The following is a 17,783-nucleotide window of genomic DNA, read 5'->3' on the forward strand; positions in this document are numbered from 1 at the left end:
TGCGTGCCTTCATGTCCTTGCGTTCGGGTCAGGCCGAGACCATGCCAGTGCCGGCTACGCAGACGCGGTTGCGCCCCTCGGCCTTGGCGCGGTAGAGCGCGCGGTCGGCTCGCTCGATCAGCTTGGCGGGCAGCTGGCGTGCGTCGGGCGAGCAGGCCACGCCGATGGACAGCGTCACCGCGAAGGGCAGGCCGGCCTCGCCGGGCTTGCCGGGCTTGCTCGCGCTCTGCGGCCCGGCCACCTGGCGGCGGCACAGCTCGGCGCGTTCGATGGCTGCGTGCTCGTCCACACCGGGCAGCACGAGCAGGAACTCCTCGCCGCCATAGCGGCAGCAGATGTCGCTGGAGCGCATCTGGCGCAGCAGCAGTGCGGAGATCTGGCGCAGCACCTCGTCGCCGGCGCCATGGCCGTGGCGGTCGTTGATCTGCTTGAAGTGGTCCAGATCGATCAGCAGCAGGCTCAGCGGCTGGCCGTCGCGCGCGCAGCGGTCGAGTTCGCGCTGCAGCGAGTCGTCCAGATAGCGGCGGTTGTACAAGCCGGTGAGCGGGTCGCGCGTGGCCTGCTCGGTCAAGCGGGCCTGCAGCGAGCGGATCTCCTGCAGCTGGCCCTGCAGTGCGGTCTCGCTCTGGCGCAGCTTCAGGCGTGTCTCATGCAACACGATGGTGCGCTGGTGCGCGCCGCGCGCGAAGAGGTAGAGATAGAAGCCCAGCGCAGCCATGCTCAGCAGGCTGACGAGCAGGCTGGTGTCGGGCGAGAAGGCGCGCGCTGCGCCGAGCAGGTGCACCAGCGCGGCGCCGGCCGCCACCGCCGCCATCGCCTGCAAGGCGCCGCGGCCGGCAGCGAAGGCCGAAAGATTGATCGCGCCGGCGACGATCAGCGCGAAGAAGATCCACAGCGGGAAGCCCAGCAGTGCGCCCCAGACGCCGAAGCAGAAGTTGTCCAGCAGCATGTTCTGCAGCTCGGCCTTCAGCGGGTCGCGCGCCTGACGCGCACGCAGGAAGACCAGATGCGGATAGACCAGGAACTGCAGGCCCATGAACAGCCAATGCGTGAGGCTCAGCCCCTGCTGATGGAAGTGGATGCCCAGGATCAGCGCCACCAGCAGCCAGGACACGCTGCGGTTGCGGTAGTTCATGCGCACGACCCAGTGGGGCCCTGGGGCTGACTTGCCGTCGCCCGGCGAGGATCTCGCGTCGCTCGGCGGCTCAAAGTCTTGCGCGGACGGTGCCTGCGGCTTGGCTTGTTCTTCTGTTGGCTTGCTTTTCATGCTGCGTCACCATGCCAGCGGCGCCGAAGCTGGCATGCTGCAACAGGGTGGTGCTGGCGACCATTGTTTCATGTGGCAGGCCCGGGCTGACGGGCCCAGCGCGGCAAATCCGCGTGCGGCAACAACTCCTTCACGGCGCGCGCGGCCTGGTCGATCGCACTGTGCGCATAGGCGAACGCGCCCGCATCGGCATTGGCGATCGCGATGCGTCCGAAGCGCCGCCGGGCCGTCGCTATCGGCAGCGGCCCCTGCGGCCAGTAGCGGTCCCAGGGGCGCATGTATTCATAGGCATAGCCATGCGGCCAGCGGTTGATGGTGATCGCTTCGATCTGGCGCGCTTCGTCGAAGCCGAAGGGCCCCATCGCCTGACGCAGCAGCGAGCGGATGCTGCCCTCCAGTTCCTCGAAGGGCATCGCCAGCAGCTTGCGGCGTCCGGCAGCGGCCTGCTCGCGGGCCGGGCTGCTCTCCGGACCGTCGAGCACCACGGCGCTGAGGTGCAGCAGGATGGGATCGTCGGGGCTGTCGGCGAAGCGGTAGCGGCCCACGCTGACCGGGAAGTCCAGCGAGGCGCGCTGCCAGAAATGGCCCGGCGCCGAGAAGCCGGCGATGCCGGCGCGCGCGAAGGCCCGCCAGTCGGACAGCAGCACGTTCGCATAGACCAGCGGGACCTTCACCTGGTCCATCAGTGCCTCGCGCTGCGCGGCGGGCAGCTCGGGGCAGAGGCGCGGGATCACGCGATGGAAGCAAGCCAGCACCACATGGCGCGCGCGCACCGTGTGCAGGCTGCCGTCGGCCAGGCGCTGGTAGGCGATGTCCACCGCGCGGCTGCGACCTGGCCCGCCGACGTGGCGCACGCTGAACACCGGCGCGGCCAGGCGGATGCGCACGTTCTGCCCGTCGCGATCGAGCTGCGCATCGTCGCGCGCGGCGAGCACCAGCGACTCGGCGCCGCTGCCCGGCAGTGCTGCCGGGATCAGTCCGCGCAGCAGCGCGCGCACCAGGCCCGCATTGCCGTCGGGGAAGTGATAGATGTAGTCGTCGCTGCCGCGCATGATCTGCCGCGCGCTGGGGCTCATCAGCGGGTCGACGGCGGTGCCGAGCTGCATCGCCCCGAAGCCGGGCAGGCCCAGCGCATAGGCATCGAGCGCGTTGACCGCTTCGATGCCGGCGCCCAGATAGTCCTTGCTTCGGTCGGCGAGGTAACGCAGCACCTGTGCGTCCATGCCCATATGCTCGCGCAGCAGCTGCGCGTAGCTGATCGACGCCAGCTTGGCGCGCTTGGCGTGCGGCGCCAGGTCGGCGAAGGGATCGGGGGCTTGCGTCCACAGCCGCAGCAGATCGCGCTGTGCGGCTTCGCCGATCGGCAGCTGCGCGACCAGCGCGGCCGTCGGCGTGTTCTTGTCGCGCAGCACCAGCCGGGTCTGTCCCCAGGCCTCCTGCGTGAACAGCGTCGCGCTCTTGTTCAGGCCATGGCGCGCCGACCAGCCCTGGTCGTACCAGGATTCGAAGGGCGCAAGATCGATGTCCAGCTCGCGCAGCAGGCTGCGCGCTGCCGGCGACCACTGGCTGGGCGAGTCCAGCGATTGCGAGCCGCCATAGCCGATCAGGCGTCGGCCGTTGCGCGCGACGAACTCGTTGCGCACCGCGTGGCCGCCCAGCTCGGGCAGCGCATCGAGCAGCAGGATGCGCACCGGCCGGCCCGCATGCTTGCGATACCACCAGGCCGCGGCCAGGCCGCTGATGCCCGCGCCGACAACGACCAGGTCGTAGTGCTCGCCGCTGCTGGTGTCGAAGGGCGGGGCGGCCGGCAGCTCGCCGCTGTGCAGCAGTGCGGCGCTCTCAAGGCGCTGGCCGGCCAGCGTGAGCTGCGGTGACGCGCGCTCCTCAGCGGCCGCCGTTGCGGCCGGCGTCAGGGCGGCGAATGCCGCGCCGGCCAGCAGGTCGCGGCGCGTGACGCCGTCCTTCGCGGGGCGGCCGCTCATACCAGGTCGGGGCCGATCAGCGCGTGCAGCACGGCCTGCGCCTCGCCGTCACGATGGCGACGGCGCAGCCAGATCAGCGCGCCCTTGCGCAGCGGCCAAGGCTCGGGCGTGCCGGTGAGCAGCAGCGCCGCGGTCATGCCCAGCGTCGGCTGGTGGCCGACGATCAGCGCTGGGGCGCGCGCGCCGGGCCAGTTGGCGGCATGCAGCAGCGCCTGCGGCTCGGCCTCGGGGGCCAGCGCGGGCACGACGCGGAAGTCGCGCCCCAGCGCGTCGGCGGTCTGGCGCGTGCGCCGCGCCGGGCTGACCAGCACCCGCGTGCCGGCGCTGAGATGGCGGTTCAGCCAGGCGGCCATGCGCTTGGCCTGGCGCTCGCCCTTGGGCGTCAGCGCGCGCTGCAGGTCGTCGCCGCCGTCGGCCGCCTCGACGGCCTCGGCATGCCGCCAAAGAATCAAGTCCATGCTCCTCGCCCCTTCGCGTCTCAAGCAGTCTGGCTTCGCCAGATCATCGCATTCCACCGTGACCGGCTGGTGAATTGACGCAGGCCAAGTCACCCCGGTTTCAGGCGTAACCGGAGGTGAGAAGCGCTGGCTCGGGGCGGCGCAGCAAGGTACACCTGGGACCGTTCACAACAACGCAAGAGGTCCGCCATGTCCAGACAAGATCACGAGACAAACCATAGGCGCCGCCGCGCCGTCGTCGCACCGCTGGCGCTGCTGCTGGCCGGCCTGTGCGGCAGCGCCGCCGTGCAGGCGCAGGTCAGCGTGCCGCCGAACGGGCGGCTGCTGGCCTCCAACTGCTTCCAGTGCCATGGCACCAATGGCAAGGGCCCCGGCTTCGAGCAGATCAACGGCAAGTCCGTCGACGAGATCTACAAGGATCTCCGTGAGATGCAGGCGGGCAAGGAAGGCCAGGGCCTGATGACCAAGCACGCGATGGGCTACAGCGATGCCCAGCTGCGCGCCATCTCGCAGTGGCTGTCCACCCAGCGCTGAGCACCGGAAGCACGAAGAGCAAGGACCAGCCATGAAGATCATCAGCAAGAACAGCATCAGCAGCCTCCAGCGGCGTCGCCTCGTCCAGGCCGCATTCGGCGCCGCAGCCGTGTCGGCGCTGCCGATGTCGGCACGCGGCGCGACCAGCGGCTGCGTCGTCGTGGTCGGCGGCGGCATGGCCGGCGCGACGGTGGCCAAGTACCTGCGCCTGTGGAGCAAGGGCGCCATCGCGGTGACCCTGGTGGACCGCAACGCGGCCTATATGTCCAACATCATGAGCAGCCTGGTGCTCAGCGGCCAGCGCACGCTTTCGAGCCTGCGCTACAGCTACGACGCACTGAAGAGCAAGTACGGCGTGCAGGTGCTGACCGATGAAGTCAGCGGCATCGATCCGGTCAGCGGCCTGCTCAGCCTGGCGTCGGGCAAGTCGCTGGCGGCCGACAAGATCGTGCTCGCGCCGGGCATGCGTTTCGACGCGCTGCCGGGGCAGAGCGACCCGCTGCGCATGCCGCATGCCTGGCAGGCCGGCGTGCAGACTGAAGTGCTGGCCAAGCAGCTGGCGGCGATGCCGGCCGGCGGCACCGTGCTGCTGACCATCCCCAAGGTGCCCTACCGCTGCCCACCCGGACCCTACGAGCGTGCCTGCCTGCTGGCCGACTGGCTCAAGGCCAAGAAGCCGGGCAGCAAGATCCTCGTGCTCGATGCCAACCCCGACATCGTCGTCGAGAAGGACAACTTCTCGCAGGCCTTCTTCGGCCTGCATGCCAGCGTGCTGGAGTACCACGCCGGCGTGGAGATCTCGTCGGTGGACGAGGCGCAGATGATGCTCTACACCAACCAGGGTGCGGTGCATGGCGATGTGATCAACCTGATCCCGCCGCAGCGCGCCGGCAAGATCGTCGAGCAGCTGGGCCTGGCCACCGCCACCGGCGGCCGCTTCGCGCCGGTGGACGTGCTGAGCTACCAGAGCACCGCGGCCTCGCGCATCCACGTGATCGGCGACTCCAGCGCCACCACGCAGCCCAAGGCCGGCCATATCGCCAACCAGGAGGCCAAGGTCTGCGCCGATGCGCTGCTGCGCTACTTCGCCGGGGCCGCGCCCGATCCGGCGCCGGTGACCAACTCGGCCTGCTTCTCGACGATCACGCGCACCCAGGCCTCGTGGCTGAACGCGGTGTTCCAGTACGACGCGCTCAGCGCGACGATGAAGCCGGTGGCTGCCGCCGGCGCCGCGTCCAGCGGCTGGAACAAGGACAACTTCGAGGATATGGAGATCTGGTTCAAGGCCTTGATGTCCGACACCTTCGCCTGACGAAGCCGGCGGGGCGAGGCCTCAGGCAACCAGCCGGTAGCCCAGGCCGCGCACCGTCTCGATCAGCGCCGCGCCGAGCTTGCGGCGCAGGTTGGAGACATGGACCTCCAGCACATTGCTGGAGACCTCACCTTCGAAGCCCAGCACCAGGGCTTCGAGCTCGTTCTTCGTCACAACCCGGCCGCTGCGCTGCAGCAAGGCTTCCAGCACGCGCCATTCGCGTGCGGTCAGCTCCACGCGCTGGCCGGCGCGCGTGGCGGTCTTGGCTGCCAGGTCCAGCTCCACCTCGTCGCCCAGGCGGCGCAGCGCGCTGGCGCTGCCGGCGCTGCGCCGCGTCACCGCGCGCAGCCGCGCGCTCAGTTCCTCGGGCTCGAAAGGCTTGATCAGGTAGTCATCGGCGCCGCTGTCCAGACCGCGGATGCGGTCGCTCAGCTGGTCGCGCGCGGTGAGCATCAGCACCGGCTGCGCATGGCCCTGGCTGCGCAGGCGCTGCACCCAGTCCAGTCCCGAGCCATCGGGTAGCTGCCAGTCCACCAGCAGTGCGTCATAGGGCTCTCCGCCCAGCAGCAGGCTGCGCGCCTGTGCCAGCGTCGTCACCCAGTCCACCAGATGGCCATCGCTGCGCAGGAAGTCGCGCAGGCCTTCGCCCAGCGTGGCGTCGTCTTCGAGAAGCAGCAGGCGCATGCGCGCATTGTCTTGCTTTTGCGCAGTGCACCATCAAGCTCGGCTATCTCCGGCATTAGGAATGACAAATGGATCGATCGGGCCCCTTGCGGAAGACTAGCGGCTCCCGTTCAGACAACAGCAGAGAGAGCAAGGAGAGAACCATCATGTCCGAAGCCAAGTGCCCCTTCCACGCCGCTGGCGGCGCCCGCGCCACGCACGGTGCGCAGTCCAATGCCGACTGGTGGCCCAACCAGCTGAACCTGTCCATCCTGCACCAGCACCAGCCGGTGTCCAACCCGATGGACCCGGACTTCGACTATGCCGAGGCCTTCAAGAAGCTGGACTACAAGGCGCTGAAGCAGGACCTGGCTGCATTGATGACGCAGAGCCAGGACTGGTGGCCGGCTGACTATGGCCACTATGGCGGCCTGATGATCCGCATGGCCTGGCACGCGGCCGGCACCTACCGCACGGCCGACGGCCGCGGCGGTGCCAACACCGGCAACCAGCGCTTCGCGCCGCTGAACAGCTGGCCCGACAACGGCAATCTGGACAAGGCCCGCCGTCTGCTGTGGCCGGTCAAGCAGAAGTACGGCAACGCCATTTCCTGGGCCGACCTCTTCATACTGGCCGGTAACGTCGCGATGGAAACGATGGGCTTCAAGACCTTCGGCTTCGGCGGCGGCCGTCCCGACATCTGGGCGCCCGAGGAGGACATCTACTGGGGCGCCGAGAAGGAGTGGCTGGCCACCAGCGACAAGGCCAACAGCCGCTACAGCGGCGAGCGCCAGCTCGAGAACCCGCTGGCCGCCGTGCAGATGGGCCTGATCTATGTGAATCCGCAAGGCCCGGACGGCAAGCCCGACCCGGTGGCCTCGGGCCGCGACGTGCGCGAAACCTTCGCGCGCATGGCGATGAACGACTACGAGACCGTGGCGCTGGTCGCCGGCGGCCACACCTTCGGCAAGATGCACGGCGCCGGCGATGCGGCGCTGGTCGGTCCCGAGCCCGAAGCCGCTCCGATGGAGGAGATGGGCTTCGGCTGGATCAACAAGCACGGCACGGGCAAGGGCGGCGACACCACGACCAGCGGCTTCGAAGGCGCATGGAAGCCGAATCCGACGACCTGGGACATGGGCTACCTGAAGGTGCTGTTCAAGTACGACTTCGAGCAGGTCACCACCGCTGCCGGCGCGATCCAGTGGCGCGCCAAGAACGTTGCGCCCGAGGACATGATCGTCGACGCGCATGACCCGAGCAAGAAGCACCCACCGCACATGACCACGGCCGACCTGTCGCTGAAGTTCGACCCGGCCTACGAGAAGATCGCTAGCCACTTCCTGGCCCATCCGGACGAATTCGCCGATGCCTATGCCCGCGCCTGGTTCAAGCTGACCCACCGCGACATGGGGCCGAAGAGCCTGTACCTGGGCCCCGAGGTGCCGGCCGAAGACCTGATCTGGCAGGACCCGATCCCGGCGCTGAACCATCCGGTGATCGATGCGAAGGACATCGCCGAGCTGAAGGCCAAGGTGCTGGCTTCGGGCCTGTCGGTCGCCGAGCTGGTGTCGACTGCCTGGGCTTCCGCCTCCACCTATCGCGGCTCCGACCGCCGCGGCGGCGCCAACGGCGCACGCATCCGCCTGGCGCCGCAGAAGGATTGGGAAGCCAACCAGCCGGCCCAACTGGCCAAGGTGCTGTCGGTGCTGGAAGGCATCCAGAAGGCCTTCAACGCAGCGCAGACCGGCGACAAGAAGGTGTCGCTGGCCGACCTGATCGTGCTGGCGGGCTGCGCCGGTGTCGAGGCCGCCGCCAAGGCTGCAGGCCATGCGGTGGACGTGCCCTTCACGCCGGGCCGCATGGACGCCAGCCAGGAGCAGACCGATGTCGAGTCCTTCGCGGTGCTCGAGCCGCTGGCCGATGGCTTCCGCAACTACCGGAAGAAGGCCTACAGCGTCTCGCCCGAGGAGATGCTGGTCGACAAGGCGCAGCTGCTGACGCTGTCGGCGCCCGAGATGACCGTGCTGGTCGGCGGCCTGCGCGTGCTCGGTGCCAATGTCGGCGGGTCCAAGGCCGGTGTCTTCACGCAGCGTCCGGGCCAGCTGACGAACGACTTCTTCGTCAACCTGGTGGATATGGGCACGGCTTGGAAGCCGACGGGCGACAACGCCTACGAGGGTAAGGACCGCAAGACCGGCGCGCTGAAGTGGACGGCCACCCGCGTGGACCTGGCCTTCGGCTCCAACTCGCAGCTGCGCGCCATCGCCGAGGTCTACGCTCAGGACGACAACCAGGCCAAGTTCGCCCGGGACTTCGTCGCCGCCTGGACCAAGGTGATGAACCTGGACCGCTTCGACCTGAAGCAGTGATGGCGAGCACGCCTGTCGCCGCGGCATCGGGCGGTGCCGCGGCGGACCGGGCGGCCCTGCAGGCGCTGTGGGTCGAGTTGCTGGCCCGCCTGTCGCACGCCGAGCAGGAATGCTCCCGGCCCGCCGCGGTGCGGCGCCTGCGTGTCTTCGGTGTGCGTCGCACCGGCACTGCGGCAGTGCAGCTGGCGCGTGAGTACGCCGATGCGAGCCGCATGGCCGCGATCGCCGGGTTCACGCCGCCGGCCGAGCAGGTGCTTGGCCGGGCTCGCGAGCTGGTGCTGCGCGACGATCTGGGGCGCGATCTGCACGAGCTGGCAGCGACCTATGAACAGCTGCTGCTGATGCAGGCGCCGCGACGCGGCACTTTGCTGTATCGCTGGCTGAGCGGCCGCTGCCGCGTCCACGCGGCGCAGGCCGAGGCGATCAGCCGCGCGCAGTGAGGCGCCGCCGGCCGCCATCACCCCTCAGCGGCTGAGCTCGTAGAAGCGCACCGCCTCCTGCGCCGGGTTGATGCTGACGCCCTTGATGCGGCGTCGGTGGATGATGCGGCCGCGGAAATCGGCGGCGAAGATCGCGGCCGCGTCGTCGATCAACAGCTGCTGGGCCTGGCTGTACAGGGCGGCGGCGGCAGGGCGGTCGATCGCCTCCAGCGCCAGGCCCTTGTTGACCAGCGCGTCGTAGGCGGGGTTGGCGTAGTAGCCGAGATTGAAGACCGGCGGGTCCTCGCTGCGGAACAGTCCGACCAGCCAGTCCGACGGCGTCGCATAGGTCGGCCACCAGGTCATCGGCATCAGGTGCGGCGCCGTCTCCAGGCGCTTGGCATCGTCCCAGAGCTTGCCCCAGGGCCCGGGGCGCAGCTCCACGGCGACGCCGAGCTTTTCCAGATTGGCCTTGAAGAGCAGCAGCGAGTTGCGGTACTCCTCGCTGGTGGCGATGTAGGCGATCGTGATGCGGCGCTGCTCGGCGGGCACGCCCGAGGCCTCGAGCAGTTGCCTGGCCTTGGCCAGGTCGAAGCCGGGCTTGTTCAGCTTGGGGTCGTGGCCCCACATGCCGGCCGGGATCGGGCCGCTGGCGACGCGGCCGCCGCCTTCGAAGACCTTGTCAACCACGCCGGCGTAGTCCCAGGCATGGGCCAGCGCGCGGCGGAAGGCCAGATTGTCGGTGGGCGGCTTGCGCGAGTTCATCACCACGACCAGGTTCTTCCACGACGGCCCGCCCAGCACCTGGATCGCCGGATCGCGCGCCAGCACGCGCACCACGTCCACCGAGGGCAGCGAGACGAAGCCGGCTTCGCCCGAGCGGATCATCTGCGCCTGCGTCGAAGCCTCCTGCACGACCTTCAGCTGCACCTGCTCGAACTGGCCGGGCTTCCAGCCCTGCCAGTAGTCGTCGAACTTCTCCAGCACCACCGCCTGGCCGCGCCGCCACTGGCGCACGCGGTAGGGGCCGGTGCCGGCGGCCTGGCCCTGGTTGAACCAGTCGGTGCCGGCGGCCATGGCCTTGGGCGAGACCATATAGGCGGCGTACTGCGCCGACGCGATCAGGTCCACCGGCGCGGGGGTCTTGGTGCGAATCACCAGCGTGTGCTCGTCCGGGGCTGACACCGAGGTCACCGCATCCCAGATGTAGGCGGCGCCCTTGCCCAGCGCGCGGGTCCGCTCGATCGAAGCCTTCGCCGCGGCTGCAGTGAAGCGCTCGCCGTCGTGGAAGCGCACGCCTCGGCGCAGCGTGAAGCGCCACTCGCGCCCGTCCTTGCTGGCGCTCCAGTGGGTGGCCAGCGCGGGCTTGAGCTGGCCCTGGCCGTTCTCGTAGCGGTACTCGACCAGGGTCTCGTAGACATTGGCCAGCATCAGCACCTCGGCCGAGGAGGCGATCGCCGGGTCCCAGTCCTTGAAGTCGGACCACATCGCGTAGACCAGGGCCGGATTGGCGGCGGTGCTTGCACTCGTCTGCGCGAAGGCGCGCAGCGACGGCGTCAGTGCCAGCGAGGCGATCAGGGCCTGGGCTTGTCTGCGTTTCATGGTTGCTTTCTATCGAAGGGCTGCTTGCGACGCGGGCAGCTGCCACTTTGGTGGCGACCCCATTGGGGGCTGGTTGGTCGACGATGCCTCTGGTCAGATCGGGCGCTCGAAGAACCGCTGCCCTGCCTACGCCCATGAACCCTTACTTCTCCATTCTCGGCCTGCAACTCGATCTGCCCAATGCGGACAACCGCAAGCGCATCGCCGCGGAGATGCGTGCCGCGGTGGCGCGCTTCCCGTTCACGCAGATGGTCATCCTGGCCGAGCTGGCCACCTTCGGCACCGACCTGGTCCATGCCGTGCGCTACGACGAGGCGGAAACGTTCTACGCCGAACTGGCGCGCGAGCTGGGCGTGTGGATCGTTCCCGGCTCGCTGTACGAGGCGCGCGACGGCCAGGTGTTCAACACCGCGCCGGTGCTGAGCCCGGCGGGCGAGCTGGTGACGCGCTACCGCAAGATCTACCCCTGGCTGCCCTACGAGGCCGGCGTGGCCAGCGGCAGCGAGATCGTCGTCTTCGACATTCCCGAGGTGGGCCGCTTCGGCGTGTCGATCTGCTACGACCAGTGGTTCCCGGAGATCGCCCGCGCGATGGCCTGGAAGGGCGCCGAGGTCATCATCCACCCGATCGCCACCAGCACCATCGACCGCAACAAGGAGCTGATCATCTCGCAGGCCAATGCGCTGATGAACCAGGTCTACTTCGTCTGCATCAACGACGTGGGCCAGCTCGGCAACGGCCGCTCCATCGTCGTCGGTCCGGAAGGCGAGGTGCTGCACCAGTCGGCCGAGTCGCAGGAGTACATCCCGCTGACGCTGGACCTGGGCCATGTGCGCCAGGTGCGCCGACATGGCACGCTGAACATGGCGCAGGCGCTGAAGTCCTTCCGCGACACGCCGATGCGTTATCCCTGCTACAGCGAGCCCGAGGCGCCGCGCTCGGCGGCGCTGGATGCGCTGGGTCCGCTCGAACTGCGGCGCCGCGGCAGCTGAAGGAGCGCGAGCGCCGGCCTCAGGCGGCCGGCGCGGCGGCGTCGAAGACCACATAGACCTTGCGCAGCGTCTGCTCGATCTCCCAGACGCCGTGGCTGTCGGGCGGGAAGTACACGCTGTCGCCGCCGCGCAGCACCACCGGCTCGCCCACATCGGGCACGAAGCGGCAGCGGCCGGACAGGATGTGGCTGAACTCGGCCTTCAGTACCTGACGGCGCCAGCGTCCCGGGCTGCATTCCCAGACGCCGCAGCTGGCGTGCGCGTCCGCGGGCGGCGCCGGCAGATTGCGCGTCTGCGCGACGGGTGCGCCCAGCGGCGCGGCCACCGGGATGGCAGGGCCCAGCGAGGCGCTGGGCAGTTGGGCGCTGAGGGTGAGCTTGACGATGGAGGCGGGCGGCACGGCGAGGGAATCCTGGGTTTGGTCGAGGCCAGCGGCCTCAGAGACTGAGCGTTTCCTGCAGCGTGTACAGCGCGATCAGCGCGCGTACCGGCAGCAGGTGCAGCTCATGCATGGGAATGGGGGCGGGCGCGGTCGGCGGGTAGCTGCAGCGCAGCGCGTCGGACGGCGTTTCGCGCCGCATCAGGCCGGCGGCCTGCTGGCCCATCAGCGTGGCCATCGCGACGCCGAAGCCGTTGTAGCCCAGCGCGGCGACCACGCCGGGCGCGGGCTGCGTCAGGCGCGGGATATGGTCGGTCGTCATGCCGACGCGGCCGCCCCAGCAGTAGTCCAGCTCGATGCCGGCCAGTGCGGGGAAGACCTCGCCCAGATAGGCGCGCAGCCGCGGCGCATCGGCCAGCTGCGGCTGTTCCTTGAACGGGGCGCGGCCGCCCATCAACAGGCGCTGACCGGGGCCGCGACGGAAATAGCGCAGCAGACGCTGCGAGTCGGACACCGGCTGGCCGCCGGGGCAGACGCCGGCCCATTCGCTGTCGCTCAACGGCCGTGTCGCGACCTGGAAGCTGAACAGCGGGATCAGGCTCTGCGCCAGGCCCGGCAGCAAGCCGTCCGGCGTGTAGGCATCGGTGGCGATCAGCACCTGTTCGGCCTGGATCTGCGGCCGGCCCGGCGTGCGCTCGAAGTGCAGCGTCCAGCGCGGCCCCTCGCGATGCATGCCGGTCACCAGCGCGTCGCCATGGATGCGCGCACCCTGGCGCTGCGCCGCTTCGGCCAGGCCGGCGGCATAACGCAGCGGATGAACGGCGCCGCCGCGCTTGTGCCACAGGCCGCCGACATAGCGCGGCGAACCGACGGCGCGCTGCAGCCCGGCGGCGTCGAGCAGCTCGATCGCGTCACCGGCGGCGCGCCATTGCTCGGCCTCGCGCGCCATGGCCCGAAGGGCCGAGGCGCTGTGCGCCGCACGGATTACGCCGGCGCGCTGTGCATCGCAATCGATGCCGAAGCGTTCGACCAGATCGAAGACGCTGTCGGCGGCTCTTGCCGTCAGCCTTGCCATGCGCTCGCCGGCTTCTTGACCGAAGCGGCGGCGCATTTCCGCAGGCAGCATCTTCAAGCCCGGCCAGACCTGGCCGCCATTGCGGCCCGATCCGCCGTTGCCGGGTTGGCCGGCATCGACCACCGCGACGCTGGCGCCGGCATCGCGCAAGGCGATGGCGGCGCTCAGCCCGCAGTAGCCGGCGCCGATCACGACGGCATCGACGCGCTGCACTTCGACCGGCGGTGCGTAGCGCCGGATGACGCCGGCGCTGGCCTGCCACAGCGATGCCTGAGGCGGCATCAGCGATTGCTCGTTCAGTTTCATCGTTGCTGGGCGAAGTCGCTGCGCTGCCGCGTTCAGCTGCAGATCGCACGGATCTTGGCCGACTCCTTCACCGCATCCACCCAGAGGAACTGGCTGTTGTCGTTGAACATGTAGTACACGGTGTTGTTGGGCATCAGTGCGACGGTGATGCCGCCATAGCCCGACATGAAGGGCACGTACTTGTCGCTGGCGCAGCCCAGCGAGGTCTTCACGTTGTAGGCCCAGAAGCCGTTGTTGTAGCGGGTGTCGGTGGCGGGCACGAGGCCGGGGTCGGCCGGGGTCTTCTGCAGCGCGGCGTTCAGCAGCGCGCTGTCCAGCAGCGCGGTGCCGCCGGCCACGCCTTGAGCGATGCCGATGAAGGCGCCGATCTTGGCGATATCGTCCGGCAGGTAGGCCAGGCCATAGCCGGCGAAGGGCTGGGCCGTGGTGTCATAGCTGCGCCGGGTGTACTTCGCGGTCGGGCTGGCGTTGATCGGAGTCCACAGCTCGCTGGCCACGGTGTCGGCGTAGATGTCCTTGGTCGAGCCCTCGACGCTCTTCAGATAGGCGTTCATCGCCGTGCCGGCCAGATAGGTGTCGGAGGTGTGATAGACCCACTTGGTGCCCGGATTCACCTTGCGCGGGTACTGGTTGCAGGCGAAGTTGATCTTCTCGCTGTGCAGCAGCTTGAGGAAGAAGTTGTTGCTCATCGCCGCGCTGCCCTCGTCCACCTCGTAGTTGCCCGAGGTGTAGTTGCCGGTGGCCATGTCCAGCGCATGCTCGATGGTGACGTTGTTCCACTTCGTCAGGTTGCAGGAAGAGACCAGGTTCTTGACCAGCTGGCTCTTCGCTCCGGGGTACTTCTTCTCCAGCCTCATCAGCGCCAGCCCGCCGAAGGTGCTCTTGGCGGTGGAGTAGCTGGGCAGGATCAGCTGCTCGCAGTAGGGGTAGCTGCCGTAGCGGGTGGTGCAGCCACCGCGGTAGTGCACGCCGTCGCTGATGAAGCCCACGGTGCTGATGTGCGCCGGGTCGGTGGTCGAGGGGGTGAGCAGCTTGGCCACATCGATGCCGGCGCCGGGGTAGTCGGTGCTCAGCGCGGACATCGGCTTGACCGGCATGCTTGCGCCCACCTCGGCCTGATAGGCGCTGATGCGCGCGGCGGCGTCGGCGATGGTCTGCGGCGTGTAGCTGGCGCTCAGCACGCCCCACATGTTCACCTTGAAGTAGGCGCAGGTCTCGGAGGCGATCTGGTAGACCACCTTGGAGATGCTGCCGTCGGCCTTGAAGAGAAAGCTCATCACGCCGTTGTGCACGCAGTTCTGGTTCTTCTGCATCAGCGCGAAAGGCAGAGCCACGCGGCTGTAGCCGCTGTCGCCGTTCTCGTTCCACACGCGTCCGGGGGCGAGCACGTATTCCCATTCGGGATGCGTGCTGGCGATCGCGCCGCGCTCCAGCGGGAAGATGTGGCTGCCGGTCTGGATGAACTGGAAGGCAAACGGCGGCAGGTGCTTGCGCGTGGTGTCGGCGGCGCCGGTGTAGCCGTTGGTGTCCACCACCTCCTGGAAGCCACCGCTGGTGGCGGTGTTGTTCAGCGTCACCGTGCCCTGCAGGAAATTGGTCGGGTGCGCGGCGGCTGCCGGCAGCGCATAGGCCGAGAAGTCGATCAGCGAGCCGGGGTCGGTCGCAGTGCTGGTGAGGTAGGTGTAGCCGAGCTGGCTGCGCGTGACCGCGCCGCTGCCGCTGAGCGGGTCGAAGTTGTCGGCCTGGGCACCGAGGGTCACGAGGGCCAGCGCGGTGCCGACCGCAAGGCGAAGATGGGCAAAGGGTTTCACGAAGAACTCCTGGTCGAGGGTGGACGACGGGTACTGCGACTCCCTGGCGTGGCGACCGGTTCTCTCGTTCGACTGCCTGTGGACCTGACCGGCCTGACGCGCGATGGGCAGTGTGGCCAGTCGCCGTGCGCTGCGCTATTCCCCGCGGTGGCTAGCCCGCAGAGGGGGCGCGGCCGGGCTGCCGAAGCGCAGGTCGGCGCGGCAGGGGCGCGAGGCCCAGGCGCGACGGGTTATCCCGCAACCCTGCAGGGTTGCCGTCAGAGGGGCATGGGCGCTTGCTGCCGAGCCTGGACTGCCACCGTGGGGGCGGTCGGTCCGGCCCCGTTTGTCTCAACGGCCGCGCCGCGAGCGCGACTGCTCGCGCGCGATCTCGATGAACTCCTCGACCACCTCGCGCGTGCGCGAGCCGCGCCGCCACACCAGGCCCACGTCGATGCTGGGCACCGCGTCGCGCAGATTGCGCACCTCGATGTGGTCGGCGTCCAGGGTCCAGGGGCGGTAGAGGAAGTCGGGCAGCACCGCGATCGCCGCGCCGGTGCCGATCAGCGAACGCGCCGCCTCCAGCGAGCTGGTGCGCATCATCACGCGCGGCTGCAGCTGATGGCGCGACCAGACGCTGCGCATCACCGCCTCGATGCGATCGGCCTCCAGCACGATCTGCTGGTGCTGCGCGCACTCGGCCAGGCTGGGTTCGCCGCGCCCGGCCAACGGGTGGCCCGAGGCCATCCAGACACGGTTCTGCGAGCGCGTCAGCTCCTCCACCACCAGGGCCTGCGGGTCGCCCAGCGCATTTGTCACCATGATGGCCAGGTCCAGCTCGCCGTTGATCAGCAGGTGCTCCAGAAAGGGCGGTGTGTCCTCCACCACCTGGATCTGCACCGAGGGATGCGAGCGCGAGAAGCGCGCGAACAGCTCGGCCAGGTAGTAGCCGGCCACCAGGCTGGTCACGCCGATGGTGAGGTTGCCCGACAGGGTCTCGGTGCGCTCGCGGTCCACCATGCCGGCCTCGGCCACTGCGGCCAGCACCTTGCGCGCGCTGGCCTGGAAGCGGTGGCCCGGCTCGGTGAGCACCATGCCGCGCGCGCTGCGCTCGAACAGCGCCAGGCCCAGCGTGTCCTCGAGCTCCTGGATGCTCTTGGTCACTGCCGACTGCGCGATGTTCAGCATGCGCGCGGCGCCAGCCACCGAGGCCGCCTCCGAGACGGCGAGGAAGTAGCGGAACTGCTTGAGCGTGAAGTGGCGTTGCAAGGGTTGACCCGGATATCTGGTTTTTAGAACGGGCGGGCTGCGAATATTGAACTATTCAAGCCCGGGGTCAATGAGAAGAATCCGCAGCACTTTCTAGCGCTGCAGTTCCGTCGCTCCGGCAGGCGCCTTCATGGCGAGGCTGGGGCTCCTTGACCGTCACCCCATGGAGATCCCGGAATGAAGAAGAACACCCTAGCTCTGCAGGCCGTTACCCTGCTCAGCGCCGCCGTGCTGGCCAGCACCGCCGCGGCACAGGCCACGCAGGCCCGCAAGTCCGTCGGCAAGGGCGAGGGCCAGGTCGACATCGTTGCCTGGGCCGGCTATATCGAGCGCGGCGCCACCGACAAGAACTTCGACTGGGTCACCGAGTTCGAGAAGAAGACCTCCTGCAAGGTCAATGTGAAGACCGCCGGCACCTCGGACGAGATGGTCGCGCTGATGAACGAGGGCGGCTTCGACCTCGTCACCGCGTCGGGCGATGCCTCGATGCGCCTGATCGCTGGCCGCAAGGTGCAGCCCATCAATGTGGCCCTGGTGCCCAGCTACGGCAAGATCGATCCACGGCTGCAGAAGGCGCCCTGGCACTTTGTGAACGGCCAGCACTACGGCGTGCCCTACCAGTGGGGCTGGAACGTGCTGATGTACAACACCAAGGTCTTCGGCGACAAGAAGCCCACCTCCTGGAGCGTGGTGTTCGAGGAGCAGAACCTGCCCGACGGCAAGAGCAACAAGGGCCGCGTGCAGGCCTTCGACGGCCCGATCTACATCGCCGACGCCGCGCTCTACCTGATGAAGAAGAAGCCCGAGCTCGGCATCAAGGACCCCTACGAGCTCAACGAGACGCAGTACAAGGCGGCGCTGGACCTGCTGCGCGGCCAGCGCAAGCTGGTCGGCAAGTACTGGCACGACGCCTTCGTGCAGATCGACGACTTCAGCAACGAAGGCGTGGCCGCGTCGAGCAGCTGGCAGTTCCAGGCCAATATCCTGGGCAGCAAGAAGGCGCCGATCGCCACCACCGTGCCGGTGGAAGGCGCCACCGGCTGGGCCGACACGACGATGATGCATGCCGAGGCCAAGCACCCCAACTGCGCCTATATGTGGCTGGAGCACTCGCTGAACAAGAAGCTGCAGGGCGACCTGGCGGCCTGGTTCGGCTCGGTGCCGGTGGTGCTGGACGCCTGCAAGGGCAACCCGCTGCTGGGCGACGGCGGCTGCGAGCGCCAGGGTCTGGGCAGCTTCGACAAGATCGCCTTCTGGAAGACGCCGACCACCCGCTGCAAGACGCAGAACGACCAGTGTGTGCCGTATCACAAGTGGGTGTCCGACTACATCGCCGTGCTCGGCGGACGCTGAGCTGATGCGA

The 17,783-nt window shown here is 68.8% G+C and carries 15 protein-coding genes; 6 read left to right on the forward strand and 9 right to left on the reverse strand.

The genetic code is table 11. The features are described from left to right. Positions 1-28: 28 nt before the first annotated feature. The 3 genes from AC2EBS_RS12370 to AC2EBS_RS12380 all read right to left on the reverse strand — a co-directional run bounded on the left by AC2EBS_RS12370 (position 29) and on the right by AC2EBS_RS12380 (position 3,707). Entirely contained in the window at positions 29-1,135 is a 1,107-nt protein-coding gene (locus AC2EBS_RS12370; protein WP_484728713.1) for a GGDEF domain-containing protein, read from the reverse strand. A 200-nt stretch (positions 1,136-1,335) separates the two neighbouring features. After that, a complete protein-coding gene (locus AC2EBS_RS12375) occupies positions 1,336-3,249 on the reverse strand; it encodes an NAD(P)-binding protein (protein ID WP_484728714.1) in 1,914 nt (637 codons plus the stop codon). Then, the gene (locus AC2EBS_RS12380; RefSeq protein WP_484728715.1) at positions 3,246-3,707 is read right to left on the reverse strand and encodes a SixA phosphatase family protein; all 462 of its coding nucleotides are present in this window, start codon (positions 3,705-3,707) and stop codon (positions 3,246-3,248) included. The genes AC2EBS_RS12375 and AC2EBS_RS12380 overlap by 4 nt, the downstream gene beginning before the upstream one ends. A gap of 189 nt (positions 3,708-3,896) precedes the next feature. Between AC2EBS_RS12380 and AC2EBS_RS12385 the strand changes: the two genes are divergently transcribed. Further along, positions 3,897-4,241, forward strand: a complete 345-nt coding sequence (locus tag AC2EBS_RS12385) for a c-type cytochrome (protein ID WP_484728716.1) — start codon at positions 3,897-3,899, stop codon at positions 4,239-4,241. Between the two features lie 31 nt (positions 4,242-4,272). Next, positions 4,273-5,553: an FAD-dependent oxidoreductase gene (locus AC2EBS_RS12390; protein ID WP_484728717.1), complete on the forward strand. Its 1,281-nt coding sequence runs from the start codon at positions 4,273-4,275 to the stop codon at positions 5,551-5,553. 21 nt (positions 5,554-5,574) lie between these two features. Here AC2EBS_RS12390 and AC2EBS_RS12395 read toward each other — a convergent pair whose 3' ends face one another. Continuing rightward, positions 5,575-6,237 carry a response regulator transcription factor gene (locus tag AC2EBS_RS12395; RefSeq protein ID WP_484728718.1) on the reverse strand — a complete coding sequence of 221 codons (663 nt, stop codon included), beginning with the start codon at positions 6,235-6,237 and terminating at the stop codon, positions 5,575-5,577. A gap of 143 nt (positions 6,238-6,380) precedes the next feature. On the opposite strand from AC2EBS_RS12395, the gene katG reads away from it, so the two are divergent. Together katG and AC2EBS_RS12405 are read left to right on the forward strand one after the other, a co-directional pair. Then, on the forward strand, positions 6,381-8,588 hold the full coding sequence (gene katG / locus AC2EBS_RS12400; RefSeq protein WP_484728756.1) for a catalase/peroxidase HPI: 2,208 nt from the start codon (positions 6,381-6,383) through the stop codon (positions 8,586-8,588). Continuing rightward, on the forward strand, positions 8,588-9,028 hold the full coding sequence (locus tag AC2EBS_RS12405; protein WP_484728719.1) for a hypothetical protein: 441 nt from the start codon (positions 8,588-8,590) through the stop codon (positions 9,026-9,028). Before katG ends, AC2EBS_RS12405 begins: the two co-directional genes overlap by 1 nt. A 24-nt stretch (positions 9,029-9,052) precedes the next feature. Here AC2EBS_RS12405 and AC2EBS_RS12410 read toward each other — a convergent pair whose 3' ends face one another. Beyond that, positions 9,053-10,609, reverse strand: coding sequence for an ABC transporter substrate-binding protein (locus AC2EBS_RS12410; protein ID WP_484728720.1), 1,557 nt, complete (start codon positions 10,607-10,609; stop codon positions 9,053-9,055). A 134-nt stretch (positions 10,610-10,743) separates the two neighbouring features. On the opposite strand from AC2EBS_RS12410, the gene AC2EBS_RS12415 reads away from it, so the two are divergent. Beyond that, on the forward strand, positions 10,744-11,601 hold the full coding sequence (locus AC2EBS_RS12415) for a carbon-nitrogen hydrolase family protein (protein WP_484728721.1): 858 nt from the start codon (positions 10,744-10,746) through the stop codon (positions 11,599-11,601). A 19-nt stretch (positions 11,602-11,620) separates the two neighbouring features. On the opposite strand, the gene AC2EBS_RS12420 is transcribed toward AC2EBS_RS12415, so the two are convergent. The 4 genes from AC2EBS_RS12420 to AC2EBS_RS12435 form a co-directional block, all read right to left on the reverse strand. Then, positions 11,621-12,001 carry a cupin domain-containing protein gene (locus tag AC2EBS_RS12420; protein ID WP_484728722.1) on the reverse strand — a complete coding sequence of 127 codons (381 nt, stop codon included), beginning with the start codon at positions 11,999-12,001 and terminating at the stop codon, positions 11,621-11,623. A 37-nt stretch (positions 12,002-12,038) separates the two neighbouring features. After that, positions 12,039-13,361, reverse strand: coding sequence for an NAD(P)/FAD-dependent oxidoreductase (locus AC2EBS_RS12425; protein ID WP_484728723.1), 1,323 nt, complete (start codon positions 13,359-13,361; stop codon positions 12,039-12,041). Positions 13,362-13,393: 32 nt separating this feature from the next. Continuing rightward, positions 13,394-15,172 carry a serine hydrolase domain-containing protein gene (locus tag AC2EBS_RS12430; RefSeq protein WP_484728724.1) on the reverse strand — a complete coding sequence of 593 codons (1,779 nt, stop codon included), beginning with the start codon at positions 15,170-15,172 and terminating at the stop codon, positions 13,394-13,396. 330 nt (positions 15,173-15,502) lie between these two features. Further along, positions 15,503-16,420: a LysR family transcriptional regulator gene (locus AC2EBS_RS12435; protein ID WP_484728725.1), complete on the reverse strand. Its 918-nt coding sequence runs from the start codon at positions 16,418-16,420 to the stop codon at positions 15,503-15,505. Between the two features lie 177 nt (positions 16,421-16,597). Between AC2EBS_RS12435 and AC2EBS_RS12440 the strand changes: the two genes are divergently transcribed. Next, a complete protein-coding gene (locus AC2EBS_RS12440; protein WP_484728726.1) occupies positions 16,598-17,773 on the forward strand; it encodes an ABC transporter substrate-binding protein in 1,176 nt (391 codons plus the stop codon). The last annotated feature ends 10 nt before the right edge of the window (positions 17,774-17,783 follow it).

The sequence above is a fragment of the Roseateles sp. T103 genome, assembly GCF_057219915.1.

Excerpts from the sequence above, each read along its gene's own strand:
- AC2EBS_RS12390 (WP_484728717.1), top strand. The coding sequence starts at position 4,273 with ATGAAGATCATCAGCAAGAACAGCATCAGCAGCCTCCAGCGGCGTCGC.
- AC2EBS_RS12375 (WP_484728714.1), bottom strand. The coding sequence starts at position 3,249 with ATGAGCGGCCGCCCCGCGAAGGACGGCGTCACGCGCCGCGACCTGCTG.
- AC2EBS_RS12370 (WP_484728713.1), bottom strand. The coding sequence starts at position 1,135 with ATGAACTACCGCAACCGCAGCGTGTCCTGGCTGCTGGTGGCGCTGATC.
- AC2EBS_RS12395 (WP_484728718.1), bottom strand. The coding sequence starts at position 6,237 with ATGCGCCTGCTGCTTCTCGAAGACGACGCCACGCTGGGCGAAGGCCTG.
- AC2EBS_RS12385 (WP_484728716.1), top strand. The coding sequence starts at position 3,897 with ATGTCCAGACAAGATCACGAGACAAACCATAGGCGCCGCCGCGCCGTC.
- AC2EBS_RS12405 (WP_484728719.1), top strand. The coding sequence starts at position 8,588 with ATGGCGAGCACGCCTGTCGCCGCGGCATCGGGCGGTGCCGCGGCGGAC.
- AC2EBS_RS12415 (WP_484728721.1), top strand. The coding sequence starts at position 10,744 with ATGAACCCTTACTTCTCCATTCTCGGCCTGCAACTCGATCTGCCCAAT.
- AC2EBS_RS12380 (WP_484728715.1), bottom strand. The coding sequence starts at position 3,707 with ATGGACTTGATTCTTTGGCGGCATGCCGAGGCCGTCGAGGCGGCCGAC.
- AC2EBS_RS12440 (WP_484728726.1), top strand. The coding sequence starts at position 16,598 with ATGAAGAAGAACACCCTAGCTCTGCAGGCCGTTACCCTGCTCAGCGCC.
- AC2EBS_RS12425 (WP_484728723.1), bottom strand. The coding sequence starts at position 13,361 with ATGAAACTGAACGAGCAATCGCTGATGCCGCCTCAGGCATCGCTGTGG.
- AC2EBS_RS12410 (WP_484728720.1), bottom strand. The coding sequence starts at position 10,609 with ATGAAACGCAGACAAGCCCAGGCCCTGATCGCCTCGCTGGCACTGACG.